Origin of the sequence: Nonomuraea bangladeshensis, assembly GCF_039529455.1 — a bacterium.
Lineage (GTDB): Bacteria > Actinomycetota > Actinomycetes > Streptosporangiales > Streptosporangiaceae > Nonomuraea > Nonomuraea bangladeshensis.
Window position 1 is genome coordinate 63,807 of record NZ_BAAAMV010000020.1, and the last position, 13,526, is coordinate 77,332.

Here is a 13,526-nt window from a genome sequence, read left to right on the forward strand (position 1 = left end):
TCGATGAAGGGCCATCACAGCGCGCTCCGCGACCGAGCGCCGCGTCCTTCTACCGCCTGGGAGAGTGCTCCCGGAGCTTGCGCGCCACCACCCCGATTTCCGGTCTTCACCTGCGGACACGCATACCTTGAGCGCTTTCCGTGAAGAAAGAGCGTCATGGACACCAGCCCCCGAGGCGACACCCCGCTACCGGACCTGCTCGACGCCACCCCCGGCCTGTGGGTGGACGACCGCGAGGAGGACGACCCGGTGCTACTCCGCGCCGACGGCCGCCCGGTCGACACCTGGCGCCAGCACTACCCGTACGACTCCCGCCTGTCCCGCGACGAGTACGAGCGCGACAAGCGGCTGCTGCAGATCGAACTGGTCAAGCTGCAGTACTGGATCAAGGACACCGGGCAGCGCCTGGTGATCCTCTTCGAGGGGCGCGACGCGGCCGGCAAGGGCGGCACGATCAAGCGGTTCACGGAGCACCTCAACCCGCGCGGCGCGACCGTCGTGGCCCTGGAGAAGCCCAGCGAGCGCGAACGCGACCAGTGGTACTTCCAGCGGTACATCGCCCACCTGCCGGCCAAGGGGGAGATCGTGCTGTTCGACCGCTCCTGGTACAACCGGGCGGGCGTGGAGCGGGTCATGGGGTTCTGCACCGAGGAGGAGTACCTCGAGTTCATCGAGCAGACGCCGCGACTGGAGGACCTGCTGGTGGAGTCGGGGCTGCACCTGGTCAAGCTGTGGTTCTCGGTGTCGCGGGCCGAGCAGCGCACCCGCTTCATCATCCGGCAGGTGGACCCGGTCAGGCAGTGGAAACTGTCGTCGATGGACCTCGCCTCGCTGCACAAGTGGGACGACTACACCCGGGCGAAGGAGGACATGTTCCTGCACACCGACACCGAGCGCGCCCCGTGGACGGTCATCAAGAGCAACGACAAGAAACGCGCCCGGCTGGAGGCCATGCGGTACGTGCTCAGCCTCTTCGACTACGAGGGCAAGGACCGCGAGGTCGTCGGCACCCCGGACCCACTCATCGTGATCTCGGCCGGTGACATCTTCGACGAGGACCACGCCCTGCCGGACTCACCGTAGGCCCGTCAACCGTACACCGGGGGGAGTACGGCGGCGGCCGCTCACGGGCGGACGCCGCCCCGGCCCGAGCCGGAGACGATGTCCGGACCGGGAACCGCTTCGGAAGGCGGACAGGCCATGGACGGAAACGACGAGCACACCCTCGGGACGCTGTTACGGCGCTGGCGGGAACGCGCCCTGCTCACCCAGGAACAACTGGCCGAGAAGGCGGGCCTGAGCGTCCGCACCATCCGCCGGCTGGAGCGCGGCGATCCACACCGGCCGCGTACGGCGTCGCTACGACTCCTCAGCGAGGCACTGGACCTGAACACGGCCGAACACACACTCCTCACCGCCACCCGCACCGTCCAGTCACCGCCAGCGGCCCGGGAACGCCCACCCTCCGGCCCGCCCGACACGCCCGGCACGCCCGGCTTCTACAGCGCGCCCGGCGCGTGCGGCCCCCGGCCTCCCACCACCCCGCCGCCTCCCACCACCCCGCCGCCGCACGCCACCCCGCCTCACGCCGGCCCGCCCCCTGCCGCTCTCTCCCTCGCCGCCCTGCCCCTCGCCGTACGGGACGCCGCCGCCCACCTGCGGTCCGCGTGGGACGCCGGCCACGTACGGCGCGGCGGCGACGGGCGCTGCTCCGGCCCCTTCAGCCGGTCCCCCTGGTGGAACGCCGCCCCTTGACCGCACCGCCTGACTCTCCTGTCGAACAGAGTGGCCGGCCGATGCCGGATGTCCGATAAATTCTCTTTCGGTCATGCCTTTGCTCCACTCTCGAAGGGTCGATACCGGTGCGTGGAACGCTGCTGATCGCAGCCCTGGTCGGAAGCCTGGCCGGCTGCGCCGCCGTCCCCGGACGCATCACCTGGCCCTCCGGCGACTCCCCACCTGCCCCGGCCACCTCATCGGCGGCCACTCCGCCCGTCACACCATCGGCCACCCCCACCCCCACCCCCACTCCCTCCGCGACCCGCGCGGCGCTGACCTCCTCGGAGGCGGCGCGGGCCCTGCGCACCTGGGTGAGGGCGTACAACGCGACGCTCAAGAAGCCCAAGTGGTGGTGGAAGAACGACCTCCTCGACGCGCTGTTCGTCGAGGGGGCCCTGCACGAGGGCGTGCTCGAACGCAGCCACGAGGAGCGCGGCCGCGAACCGGGCCACAAGCGGATCGTCCTGACCGGCAACCCGGTGATCTACCTGCCCCGGCCGGAGAAGCAGCCGTCGATCGGCGACTGGTTCATCGCGCAGGCCACCTACAAGGACACCAAGGGCCACGCCCGCCCGCACGTGCTCGCGTTCTTCCGCTCACCCGGGCACGCGTTCCGGCTGGTCGTCTCCACCCCGGTCCACTGGGGCCAGAAAATGCCGAAACCGCTGCTCGACGCCGACGGCCACGTCACGGACATGGACGACGACCTGGCCGCCGCCGTGGCGAAGGAGTACCAGAACTTCTGGAACCACGAGAAGAAGGAGGGCGCCTCCGGCTACCGCCTGGCCAAGGACAGCTTCAGCCGCAAGGCGTTCCCCGCCGTCTACAAGGGGCTGTACGTCCGCTTCGCCCGCCACGGCTCGATCTTCGGCTTCCGGACCGCGGACGGCGGCTCGTTCCTCCTGTTCGCCCTGCTGAACAACGACAAGAGCGTCCACCAGGTGCTGAGCGAGGCCCTGCTGGTGCCCAAGGGCAGCAGGACCATCCAGGAGTTGGGCGCCAACTGGTTCTCCTGAGCCGGCTCCGCCACCACCACTCACACGGCCGAGCGCTCAGCGGCTCGCCATGATGATCAGCAGGACGATGACGGCGACGACGCAGAGGACGATCTCCACCCCGCTCATCCCTTCCGAGGAGTTCTGCCTGCTCACGTGCCGGTCCCAGCTCTCACGCCTTCTGCGCGAGTCGTCGTCGGACTGCCGGATGCGCCGGAGATGATCATCCAGCCCACGCTGCCGGGATCGATCGAAGTCGTCGAAGGGCATGGCGATGTCGTCCTTATCGATCGTTGCCACTATCTGTAACAATAATACTACGCATTGTCGCCATTCACGGATAACATCGTCGCCCCTCGTTACGGACCAAAAAATAGCCACATTTCGGCTCGATCGGCCGAATCGGCGCGAATTGCTGAGCAAAGCGGCCAAACCCGCAGCTATCAGGAATCCACTTGCGGGTCAAATATCTGCACTGTTTAATATTCGTACTCTCGGCGACAGAGATCAACAGACCGGACACTGGGCGTGCAGCGTCAGATTCTCCCACCAGCAGGAGAGGTTTCGTTGACAACCCATAGGCGCGCAAAGAAGGACCACATCCCTTTGCGCGCCACGCTCCTCTGCGTAGGGGCCATAGGGGCCACAGTTCTCACTGTTACTTATGTGAGATCGGACCAGGTCCTCACGGGTCTGGCCACCGCGGCTCTCTCCTTCGGGGGAACCGTCATCGCCGCCTGGATAGCCAGATCGAAACCGCAGGACGCACAACCCGGGCCGGCTCAATGGATCATCACGATCACCAGATGGCCGGTGATCGCCGCGCTGTTCGCACTCAACGCGATCGTCGGTGCGATCACTTACGTGAGCACCTATGTCCACGAGAACCAGTCGGTCGACGCGACCGCACAAATACGCCTCGACAACGTGAAAGGCCTGCTGCCCGAGCAAGGGCACGCGACCGTCGAGATCACGGTCAAGCCCTGGCGAAAGAAGGCACTGATCACCTTACAGACGTCGGACCATCGACCGGAGCTGGGAACATGCCGCATCAGCACCGAGCTCCAAGTGACGCCGCTCATCGCCAAGAACCCGGGCCCGACCATTCGTACCCTGCCCGGAGAAGAGTTCCAGGTGGACATAAGGCCGGGCGCAGAAAAACTCTCCCTCGAAGTAGTCGTGATCAACAAAGCCAAAGACGCCAACTGTGCGGTCGATCTGTCCGTCCTCAAAGTCACCCTGTCGAATGATTGAAGAGGATCAGCCGGTCATGCGTAGGATTTACAGGCTGCTCGCCGCGGCCATGACACTGTCGACCCTGCTCGCGTGCAGCTCCGGATTGACGTGCCCGCCGTCCTCGGGAAAAGGCGCCTCGCTCCTCTCCGGGACGATCGCGGTAGGCGTGACGAACGACTCACCGGGATTCGCCGTCGGCGGCGCATCGGGGAAACTGAGCGGCTTCGACATCCAGGTCATGAAGGCACTCGAAGATCCGGCGAGCCGCCGGGCGACCGCGGCCACCATCCTCACCGTGGCCAATCGCGCCGCCAGCCTCAAGGACGGGCACGCCGAACTCGTCATCGCGACCTTCTCCATCACCAGCGACCGCAAAGCCGACGGCATCGACTTCGCCGGCCCTTACATGACCACCCCGCAAGCCCTGCTCGTCAGAGCAGATGACAACAGAATGAACACCCGAGAGGACCTCGCCGGAAAAGTCGTGTGCGCCGTCGAGGACACCACCGGCCACAAGGTCACGATCCAGGACGCGAACTTGGACAACCCCGCCCCCACCACCAACGCGTGCGTGGACAAACTGGAGAACAAGCTAGCCGACGCCGTGTTCGACGACGAGATCATATTGCACGGCTTCATGCAGGCCCGCCCCGGCAAATACAAGATCATCTTTCCTGGCGCGTTCGGCACCATCCAGCAATACGGCATCGCGATGGAAAGAGGTCATGGAGCAGACTGTGAAGCGATCACCACCATCATCATCGACTATGTCAAGAAGCAGTGGACGACCGATTTCAAGGCCCACCTGACGAGCGCCGTGGACGCATATCCGGAAGATTTCGAGACCAGATTCAAGCCCGCCCCGTCAGACATCAGCAGGGTCTCCTGCAAACCGTAGGGAGACGCCCGGCGTCGCCGGGAGCAGCGACGTGTCCTGCGGGAGCCCCATCTGGCAGGCCGCACCGGACGTCTACGTCCGCACCGCGCACGCGTTCTCGCGGAAATGCGTCCATAACGTCACCAACCCGCCCAACTCAATCATGTTCGGGGTCCTGAGCGACCAGGACAATCTCGTCGCCGCCCTTGCACCAGCGTGGCCACGACCGACTCAACGCCCACTTGTCCAAGCGGGAAGTCGGCCCGCACCACTTTTGGTGCGACCTCTCTTTCTCGCCGTGGCGTCGCCCGGCTTGGCTGACTTGTGCTCGGCGGGAGTTGGATGGCGCGCTGCAGCGCCCGAGGCTGGTCCCGCAGCGTCCGCATGAACGCGACCAAGTCGCAAAAGGCTCGCAGTGCACCTCGTGCTTGGCCAGGAGGGAGGCGAGGAACGAGGGGTGTCGTCAGCAAGAGCGCCAGAAGGCCGACCCGAAAGCCGTGCGTGCCGCAGTTCCCGCCCAGGACCGACGGCATGAGCCCACCGCCCTCCGTCCACTGCCATTCCGAGGTACCGAGAGGCAGGGGCACGCGTATGCCAACTGATCACCAAGACCTCGCCAAGAGATCACCAAGGGCGCTGAAGATCATTGCTCGTGTCCGACGACACAAGGAGATGTTCCATATGAACAAGAAGCGTACGGCTGCAATGATCATGGCCGCGTTCTTCACCATCGGTGCCGCGCAGCTCATCAGTGCCGGTCCCGCAGCGGCCGCGACCTCTGACGGCGGAGGTGTTTCGTCGATCTATCCCGACCTCGACCCCATCGACTGCGACACGTCGCCGCACCACTGCCGCTGATCCGGCCACTAGTCGTGATCGACTAGCCCGGCCTTCCCCATAGGGGAGAGCGCGGACGGTTCTGGGGAAACAGAGGCCCTCCGCGCTCTCCACCCAGCAGCTACCGCCGAGCATCGAGCAGGGTGAGTTCACCGGACCGGGAGGCCGGTGACGGCGCGGCCGATGATCAGGCGTTGGATCTCCGACGTGCCCTCGAAGATGGTGAAGATCTTGGCGTCGCGGTGGAAGCGCTCCACCGGGTGCTCGCGGGTGTAGCCGGCCCCGCCCAGGATCTGGATCGCCTGCTCCGTCACCCACACCGCCGTCTCGCTGGCCACGAGTTTGGACATCGAGCCCTCCGCCTGCTCGAACCGCCGGCCGTTGCGGGCCATCCAGGCGGCGCGCCAGGTCATGAAGCGGGCGATGTCGACGCGGGTGGCCATGTCGGCGAGGAGGAAGGCGACGGCCTGGTTCTCGGCGATGCGGCGGCCGAACTGCTCGCGCTCGCGGGCGTAGTCGCGGGCGTACTCGAAGGCGGCGCGGGCGATGCCGACGGCCATGGCGGCCACGGCCGGGCGGGTGGTCTCGAAGGTGCGCAGCGCGGCCTGCTCGCCGGCGCGCTCGCCGTTGCGGACGCGGGCCAGCCGGGCCTCCAGCTTCTCCTCGCCGCCGAGCAGGCAGGAGCCGGGTACGCGGACGTCGTCGAGGACGACCTCGGCGGTGTGCGAGGCGCGGATGCCGTGCTTGCGGAACTTCTGCCCCATGGACAGGCCGGGCGTGCCGGGCGGGATGATGAAGGACGCCTGGCCGCGGGTGCCGAGCGCGGGATCGACCGCAGCGACGACGATGTGGACGTTGGCGATGCCGCCGTTCGTGGCCCAGGTCTTGACGCCGTTCAGTATCCAGTCGCCGCCGTCGCGGACGGCGCGGGTGCGGATGGCGCCGACGTCGGAGCCGGCGTCGGGCTCGGAGGCGCAGAAGGCGCCGAGCTTGACGTCGTTCTCGGTGCCGAACATCTGCGGCAGCCACTCCCCCATCTGCTCGGGGGTGCCGTTGGCGGACAGGGCGGCGGCGGCCAGGCCGGTGCCGACGATGGACAGGCCGATGCCGGCGTCGCCCCAGAAGATCTCCTCGAACGCGACCGGCAGGCCGAGGCCGCTCTCCTCGAACCACTGGGTGGCGAAGAAGTCGAGGGAGTACAGGCCGGCCTTGGCGGCCTCCTGGATGACCGGCCAGGGGGTCTCCTCGCGCTCGTCCCAGTCGGCGCCCGCGGGGCGGATCACGTCGCGGGCGAACTCGTGCACCCAGTCGCGTACCTGCTTGACGTCGTCGCTGAGCTCCGGGCAGAACCCGCTCATGGGCCGCACACTCCCCTTCCGACCCCGCTGCCGGGGGTTACCAGTGGTAACACCTTACCGGTCAGTAGGCCCCGGCAGGAAGGCGGCCGGGAAGGGTGAGCATGGGCGGGCGTTCGGCGATGGCGATGTCCCGGCTGGTCACGTCGTGGCCGGTCAGCCCGCGCCGGAACTGGGCCAGCAGGCAGGACGGCTCGTGCCAGGCCTGGATCTTGCCCTGGCGCCGCAGGCGGGACCAGGCGGCCAGCATGATCTGGCAGGACATCGCCCCCAGGGCTTCGGTCGACTGCGGCGCGTGCTCGCGCGAGCCCAGGTCCACCTGGGCGAAGGCGTCCAGCCCCGCCAGGTCGAGCAGGTCGATGAGCAGGCCGAGCTCGACGCCGTAGCCGGTCAGGAAGGGCACCCGCTCCAGTACGGAGCGACGACCGGCGTACTCGCCCGCCAGCGGCTGGACGAACCCGGCCAGCTCGGGCCAGTGCAGGTTGATGAGCGGGCGGGCCACCAGCTCGGTGACCCGGCCGCCGCCGTTCGGCGCGCCGTCGAGCGGGCGGTCGTAGCAGCCCTTGACGTAGGCGAGGGTCGGATCGGTGAGCAGCGGGCCGAGCACGCCGCCGACGAGCGAGGCCCGGAAGTGCCTGATGTCGGCGTCGGCGAAGACCACGACGTCGCCCCGGGTGACCGCGAGCGACTTCCACAGCGCCTCGCCCTTGCCGTCGAGCGGGCGCAGGTGGGGCAGGATGTCGTCCTGGGCGTGCACGCGGGCGCCCGCCCGCGCGGCGACGCGGGCGGTGTCGTCACGGGAGCGGGAGTCGATGACGACGACCTCGTCCAGGAGGCCGTCCAGTTCGCGGCGCAGGATCCCGACGATCTCGCCGACGGTCGCGCGTTCGTCGCGGGCCGGGAGCACCACGCTGACGGTCGTCGTCCCCTTGGCGGCCAGCAGGTCCCGGACGGGCCAGTCGCGGGCCGACGACGTACGGCGCCGCAGCCATCCGCGCACTTCGGGCAGCATCCTCCGACCACCTCCTCCCCACCCCCCGATACCCGTTATGTCGGGTTATGTACCATTTGCGTGGCGCTCCAGGAAGGTGTAGACGTCCGCCTCGTCCACGCCCGGGAACGACCCCGGCGGCAGCGCGGCGAGGACGTGGGAGTTGGCGCGGGCCGACGGCCAGGCGTAGCCCTCCCAGCGCTCGGCCAGCTCGGCGGGCGGGCGCCGGCAGCACTCGCCGTTCGGGCAGTCGGACTTGGTGCGGTGGGTGGTCTCGCGCCCCCGGAACCACCGCGACTCCTTGTACGGCACCCCGAGCGTGATCGCGAAGTCCCGCTCGCGCGACGGGTCCACGTGCGCGACGCAGAAGTACGTGCCGGTCGGCGAGTCGGAGTACTGGTAGTAGACCGAGAAGCGGTCCGGCGACAGGAACACCTGCCGCCCCGACCACTGCAGGCACATCCGCTGCCCCTCGATCGCGCCCTGCTCGTCGGCGGGGAAGACGATGCCGTCGTTCTCGTACGCCTTGTAGATGGTGCCGCCCGCGTCGTTGCGCACGAAGTGGCAGACGAGGCCGAGGTGGTGCGTGGCGAGGTTGGTGAAGCGGTGGGCGGCCATCTCGTACGACACCGCGAAGACGTCCCGCAGGTCCTCGACCGACAGCGCCCGGTCGGACTTGGCCTCCTGGAGGTAGAGCGCGGCGGCCCGCTCGGGCACCAGCACGGCGGCGGCGAAGTAGTTGGCCTCGGTGCGCTGGCGCAGGAAGTCGGCGAAGTCGCGGGGCTTGTCGTGGCCGAGGGCCAGGTGGCCGAGCGTCTGGAGCAGGATCGTGCGCGGGGTGTGCATGCCGAGCTGCTCGTGTTTGACGTAGATGCGGCGGTTGCGCATGTCGGTGATGGAACGCACCGATCGCGGCAGATCCTGGGCCGTGTGCACGGTGTAGCCGAAGTGCGTGACCAGGCTCTGGATCGTGCTCTGCGACAGCGCGCCGCTGCGGTAGCCGACGGCGTCCAGGGCCTCGGCGGCGGCCTGCTCGATCTCGGGGAAGTAGTTGCCGACCTCGCGCTGACGGCGGCGCAGCTCGGCGTTGGCCACCCGGGCCTCCTCCGGGGTGGCGGTGCCGCGGGCCTGGCGGGCGCGCAGCTCGCCGTACAGGCCGAGCACGTGCTCCAGGACGTCGTTGGGCACGCGGGCGGAGACCTTCAGCCGGGGCAGGCCGAGCCCCGCGTACAGGGGGTCGCGCTGGGCCTCCTCCAGGGCGATCTCCAGCTGGGCGCGGCGGTTGGGCGGCTGGCGGCGCAGCAGCTCCTCGACGGGCACGCCCAGCGCTGAGGCCAGCGATTTGAGCAAGGAGAGCTTCGGCTCACGTTTGCCGTTCTCCAGCAGGGAGAGCTGACTGGGTGCGCGGTTGACCCGGGAACCGAGGTCCGACAGCGTCAGGCCGCGCTGTTTGCGCAGGTGACGCAGGCGCTGGCCAAACGCGATGAGATCGAGCTCCTGCGTCAAAGACAGCGGTTCTTCGCCCAGCAACGAGGCCATGTACGCATCTTAGACAGAAAATCTGCTCATCTTCTAGCCCATCGGGCAGCCGGGACAGGACGGTCCGAGCGCGCCCAGGATTGGTCTAGGCCAACGGTAAAACTCGCGAATTCTTCCCTACTGAATACCCGCCAGTAATGGACAAGGAGGAAAATTTCACGATTCTTCTGCTCTACTGCGCCTGTTGGCCGGTGTCCTCCCGGGCACACACTCGGCACAGGCACCCAGGGGACGAAAAAGGAGTGACCATGATCGATCGCCTCAAGGGAGCTGCTCAGCAGCTGCAGGACGAATGGGACAACGACCCTCGCTGGGAGGGCATCGAGCGCACCTACAGCGCCGAGGACGTCATCCGGCTGCGCGGCAGCGTCCAGGAGGAGCACACGCTGGCGCGGCTCGGCGCCGAGCGGCTGTGGCAGCTCCTGCACACCGAGGACTACGTCCACGCGCTCGGCGCCCTGACCGGCAACCAGGCCGTGCAGCAGGTGAAGGCGGGCCTCAAGGCGATCTACCTGTCCGGCTGGCAGGTCGCCGCGGACGCGAACCTCGGCGGGCAGACGTACCCCGACCAGAGTCTGTACCCGGCCAACTCCGTGCCGGCCGTCGTGCGCCGCATCAACAACGCGCTGCTGCGCGCCGACCAGATCACCTGGTCGGAGGGCGTCGAGGCCCCGCACTGGCTCGCGCCCATCGTCGCCGACGCCGAGGCCGGCTTCGGCGGCGTGCTCAACGCGTTCGAGCTGATGAAGGGCATGATCGCGGCCGGCGCCGCGGGCGTGCACTGGGAGGACCAGCTCGCCTCCGAGAAGAAGTGCGGCCACCTGGGCGGCAAGGTGCTGATCCCGACCGGGCAGCACATCAAGACGCTCAACGCCGCCCGCCTCGCCGCCGACGTCTGCGGCGTCCCCTCACTGGTCATCGCGCGGACCGACGCCCAGGCCGCGACGCTCCTGACCAGCGACGTGGACCCGCGCGACCAGGAGTTCACCACCGGCGAGCGCACCGCCGAGGGCTTCTACCGGGTCCGCAACGGCATCCGGGCGTGCATCGCGCGCGGCCTGGCGTACGCGCCGTACTCGGACCTGCTCTGGATGGAGACCGGCACGCCCGACCTGGACGTGGCCCGCGAGTTCGCCGAGGCGATCAAGGCCGAGCACCCCGACCAGATGCTCGCCTACAACTGCTCGCCGTCGTTCAACTGGAAGAAGCACCTGGACGACTCGACCATCGCCAAGTTCCAGCGCGAGCTGGGCCACATGGGGTACAAGTTCCAGTTCATCACCCTCGCCGGCTTCCACTCGCTGAACTACTCGATGTTCGACCTCGCCCAGGGGTACGCCAACGACGGCATGACGGCCTACGTCGAGCTCCAGGAGCGCGAGTTCGCCGCCGAGCGGCGCGGCTACACCGCCACCCGGCACCAGCGCGAGGTGGGCACCGGCTACTTCGACCTGGTCAGCACCGCCGTGGCGCCCGACTCCTCGACCACCGCGCTCAAGGGCTCGACCGAGGAGGAGCAGTTCGGCCACTAGGGCACCCCTGATCTCGCCGGCCACCTCCAGGGCATGGGACGGTTCCCCGGCGAAACGGGCCGCGCCGGTCCCCCCAGCACCGGCGCGGCCCACCCATGTCCTTCCGCACGTCAGATGGCCTCCTCGCCGGCCAGCGGGCCGGGGCGGCGCGCCCGCCGCGCCGGGAGCAGCGGCGCCGCGCCGACCAGCCAGTCGGCCAGCCGGTCGCGCTCGACCAGGATCAGTGGCTCCCGCGCGCCCAGCGCCTCCTCCCTGGCCTGCCGGGTGAGGCGGCCGGAGGTGACGAGCACGCCGGTGTGCCCGGCGAAGGTGTTGGCGAGCGCGCCCAGGAAGTTGCGCACCTCCGGCGCGCCCACCGACCCGACGTAGCGCTTGCACTGGACGGCGTAACGGCCGTGACCGGGGGCGACGGCCGTGATGTCCACCCCGAAGTCGCCTCTGCCGCCGCACTCGCGGACCTGGCGGAACCCCTCGGCGATCATCCGCTCGGCGACCAGGTGCTCGAACTCCGGGCCCGACATCAGATCGACCTTCTCCAGCTCGGCGTTGGCGGCGAGGAACCGCCGCCGTCCCGCCTCGATCGCGCGGTGCCGCAGGATCAGCCCGCCGACGAACAGCACCACGAGCAGGCCCGCGATGCCCGCCGCCCACCCAGGGTGCTCGGCCGCGAACCAGACCACTCCGCCACCGGCCGCCGCGACCGTCACCGCCGCGGCGTTCCGCCGCCGCCGCCGAAAGGCCGCGGCACCCCACCACCGCCGGAGGGCCGCGGCACCCCACCACCGCCGGAGGGCCCCAGCGCCACCCGACCGCCGGAAGGCCGCGACATCCCGCCGCCGCCGGGAGGTCGCGGCGCCCCGCGGCTGCCGGGACCTCGCAGCCTCCCGCCGCCGGGAGGCCGCGGTGGCCCGCCGCCCGGCGCTCCGGCCGCCGGTGCGCTTTCGAGAGCCTCTCGCCATGGCGCCTCCCTCGGAGCGATGCCGAAGGCCAGTATGCGCGGCGGGACCGACAGAATCCGGGGCTCAGACCGCGCCCGGCACGACCCGCGCCAGCTCCGGGACGCGGGCGCGGTAGCCGTCGAGCAGGGCGCGGGCCGTGGAGACCGAGTCGACCAGCGGGTGCAGGGCGAACGCCGCCACGGCCAGCTCGGCCGACCCGCTCAGCGCTGCCTCGATGGCGGTCTGCTCGACCGCCTTCACCTGCTGCAACAGCCCCAGGAAGCGGCCCGGCAGCGGGCGGGTGGCCAGCGGGCGCACGCCCGCGCCGCCCACCGCGCACGGGACCTCCACGACCGCCTCGGCGGGCAGGCCGGGGACGGCCGAGCCGTTGCGCACGTTGAGGATCATCGTGGCCGGCTCGCCGCGCGACAGCGCGGCCATCAGCGCGAGCGCGATGCCCTCGTAGCCGCCCGCCTCCAGGTCGGCCGCATCGCGCTCGCCCGCCTCGGCCGTGTCGCGGACGTCGGCCATGTACGACTCGTCGCGCTCCCTGCGCGCCCGCCGCCACTCGGCCAGCGCCTGACCGGGATCGGCCTGGACGGCGGCGTAGAAGGCCTCCTGCCCGTCCAGCAGGCTCTCGCCCCGGGTGCGGCCCCGGCTGGCGGCGATCGCCTCGCGGGTGAAGTAGTAGTAATAGAGGTATTCGTTCGGCAGGGCGCCGAGCGTGCGCACCCAGCCGGGCCCGAACAGCCGGGCCTCCTCGACCTGGCGCAGCGCCGTCTCGTCGGCGAGCAGGCCGGGCAGCACGTCCTGGCCGTCGTGGCCGAGCCCGCGCAGCCAGCCCAGGTGGTTGAGCCCCACGTAGTCGGGCTCCACGCGGGCCGGGTCGAGCCCGAGCGCGGCGGCGGCGCGGCGGATCAGGCCGATCGGCGAGTCGCAGATGCCGATCACCCGGTCGCCGAGCACGGTCCGCATCGCCTCGGTGATCATGCCGGCCGGGTTGGTGAAGTTGATGACCCAGGCGCGCGGCGCCAGCTCGGCGACCCGCTCGGCCATCCGCACGGCGACCGGCACGGTGCGCAGGCCGTAGGCGATGCCGCCGGGACCGGTGGTCTCCTGGCCGAGCAGCCCCAGCTCCAGCGCGACCCGCTCGTCCGCGGTGCGTCCGGCCAGGCCGCCGACCCGCATCGCGGAGAAGACGAAGTCGGCCCCGCGCAGCGCCTCGTCGAGCGAGGTGGTGACGCGCACCGCGGGCGGGTCGTCGTGCCCTGCGGCGAGCTGACGCAGCACGTGGGCGACGACCGCCAGCCGGTCGGCGGAGACGTCGTGGAGCACGATCTCCTCGACCCGCGGCTTGGCCCGGTCGCGCAGCAGCGCGCCGTACACGAGCGGCACGCGGAAGCCGCCGCCCCCGATCACGGCCAGTCTCATACGAACTCCCTCACCC

Annotated in this window: 13 protein-coding genes; 7 read left to right on the forward strand and 6 right to left on the reverse strand. The window is 69.7% G+C overall.

The features are described 5' to 3' along the window. Positions 1–156 precede the first annotated feature (156 nt). The 3 genes from ppk2 (at position 157) to ABD292_RS45500 (ending at position 2,795) form a co-directional block, all read left to right on the forward strand. Positions 157–1,083: a polyphosphate kinase 2 gene (gene ppk2 / locus ABD292_RS45490; protein ID WP_344219039.1), complete on the forward strand. Its 927-nt coding sequence runs from the start codon at positions 157–159 to the stop codon at positions 1,081–1,083. Between the two features lie 117 nt (positions 1,084–1,200). Then, positions 1,201–1,755 (forward strand): helix-turn-helix domain-containing protein, encoded by a 555-nt coding sequence (locus tag ABD292_RS45495; RefSeq protein ID WP_344219041.1) that lies wholly within the window; start codon positions 1,201–1,203, stop codon positions 1,753–1,755. A gap of 107 nt (positions 1,756–1,862) precedes the next feature. Beyond that, on the forward strand, positions 1,863–2,795 hold the full coding sequence (locus ABD292_RS45500; protein WP_344219043.1) for a DUF8094 domain-containing protein: 933 nt from the start codon (positions 1,863–1,865) through the stop codon (positions 2,793–2,795). Positions 2,796–2,831: 36 nt separating this feature from the next. Here ABD292_RS45500 and ABD292_RS45505 read toward each other — a convergent pair whose 3' ends face one another. After that, entirely contained in the window at positions 2,832–3,074 is a 243-nt protein-coding gene (locus tag ABD292_RS45505) for a hypothetical protein (RefSeq protein WP_344219045.1), read from the reverse strand. Between the two features lie 366 nt (positions 3,075–3,440). Between ABD292_RS45505 and ABD292_RS45510 the strand changes: the two genes are divergently transcribed. From ABD292_RS45510 to ABD292_RS45520, 3 genes are all read left to right on the forward strand, one after another. Next, positions 3,441–4,028: a hypothetical protein gene (locus tag ABD292_RS45510; RefSeq protein ID WP_344219047.1), complete on the forward strand. Its 588-nt coding sequence runs from the start codon at positions 3,441–3,443 to the stop codon at positions 4,026–4,028. Further along, positions 4,021–4,908: a transporter substrate-binding domain-containing protein gene (locus ABD292_RS45515; protein ID WP_344219049.1), complete on the forward strand. Its 888-nt coding sequence runs from the start codon at positions 4,021–4,023 to the stop codon at positions 4,906–4,908. Before ABD292_RS45510 ends, ABD292_RS45515 begins: the two co-directional genes overlap by 8 nt. 660 nt (positions 4,909–5,568) lie before the next feature. Next, on the forward strand, positions 5,569–5,745 hold the full coding sequence (locus tag ABD292_RS45520) for a hypothetical protein (protein ID WP_344219051.1): 177 nt from the start codon (positions 5,569–5,571) through the stop codon (positions 5,743–5,745). Positions 5,746–5,873: 128 nt separating this feature from the next. Here the strand turns inward: ABD292_RS45520 and ABD292_RS45525 are convergent, their stop codons facing one another. The 3 genes from ABD292_RS45525 to ABD292_RS45535 all read right to left on the reverse strand — a co-directional run bounded on the left by ABD292_RS45525 (position 5,874) and on the right by ABD292_RS45535 (position 9,609). Further along, a complete protein-coding gene (locus ABD292_RS45525) occupies positions 5,874–7,082 on the reverse strand; it encodes an acyl-CoA dehydrogenase family protein (protein WP_344219053.1) in 1,209 nt (402 codons plus the stop codon). Between the two features lie 61 nt (positions 7,083–7,143). Then, positions 7,144–8,091 carry a glucosyl-3-phosphoglycerate synthase gene (locus ABD292_RS45530; protein WP_344219055.1) on the reverse strand — a complete coding sequence of 316 codons (948 nt, stop codon included), beginning with the start codon at positions 8,089–8,091 and terminating at the stop codon, positions 7,144–7,146. 45 nt (positions 8,092–8,136) lie between these two features. Further along, positions 8,137–9,609: a helix-turn-helix domain-containing protein gene (locus tag ABD292_RS45535; RefSeq protein ID WP_371247183.1), complete on the reverse strand. Its 1,473-nt coding sequence runs from the start codon at positions 9,607–9,609 to the stop codon at positions 8,137–8,139. Positions 9,610–9,857: 248 nt separating this feature from the next. On the opposite strand from ABD292_RS45535, the gene aceA reads away from it, so the two are divergent. Then, positions 9,858–11,141, forward strand: coding sequence for an isocitrate lyase (gene aceA / locus ABD292_RS45540; RefSeq protein WP_344219057.1), 1,284 nt, complete (start codon positions 9,858–9,860; stop codon positions 11,139–11,141). 110 nt (positions 11,142–11,251) lie between these two features. Here the strand turns inward: aceA and ABD292_RS45545 are convergent, their stop codons facing one another. Continuing rightward, positions 11,252–11,848 (reverse strand): restriction endonuclease, encoded by a 597-nt coding sequence (locus ABD292_RS45545; RefSeq protein ID WP_344219059.1) that lies wholly within the window; start codon positions 11,846–11,848, stop codon positions 11,252–11,254. A gap of 315 nt (positions 11,849–12,163) precedes the next feature. Continuing rightward, a complete protein-coding gene (locus tag ABD292_RS45550) occupies positions 12,164–13,510 on the reverse strand; it encodes a 6-phospho-beta-glucosidase (protein ID WP_344219061.1) in 1,347 nt (448 codons plus the stop codon). Between the last annotated feature and the right edge of the window lie 16 nt (positions 13,511–13,526).

Bases quoted from the DNA above. Each gene is read 5' to 3' on its own strand.
- ppk2 (WP_344219039.1), top strand. From the start codon at position 157: ATGGACACCAGCCCCCGAGGCGACACCCCGCTACCGGACCTGCTCGAC.
- ABD292_RS45495 (WP_344219041.1), top strand. From the start codon at position 1,201: ATGGACGGAAACGACGAGCACACCCTCGGGACGCTGTTACGGCGCTGG.
- ABD292_RS45515 (WP_344219049.1), top strand. From the start codon at position 4,021: ATGATTGAAGAGGATCAGCCGGTCATGCGTAGGATTTACAGGCTGCTC.
- ABD292_RS45520 (WP_344219051.1), top strand. From the start codon at position 5,569: ATGAACAAGAAGCGTACGGCTGCAATGATCATGGCCGCGTTCTTCACC.
- ABD292_RS45525 (WP_344219053.1), bottom strand. From the start codon at position 7,082: ATGAGCGGGTTCTGCCCGGAGCTCAGCGACGACGTCAAGCAGGTACGC.
- ABD292_RS45530 (WP_344219055.1), bottom strand. From the start codon at position 8,091: ATGCTGCCCGAAGTGCGCGGATGGCTGCGGCGCCGTACGTCGTCGGCC.
- ABD292_RS45535 (WP_371247183.1), bottom strand. From the start codon at position 9,609: ATGGCCTCGTTGCTGGGCGAAGAACCGCTGTCTTTGACGCAGGAGCTC.
- aceA (WP_344219057.1), top strand. From the start codon at position 9,858: ATGATCGATCGCCTCAAGGGAGCTGCTCAGCAGCTGCAGGACGAATGG.
- ABD292_RS45550 (WP_344219061.1), bottom strand. From the start codon at position 13,510: ATGAGACTGGCCGTGATCGGGGGCGGCGGCTTCCGCGTGCCGCTCGTG.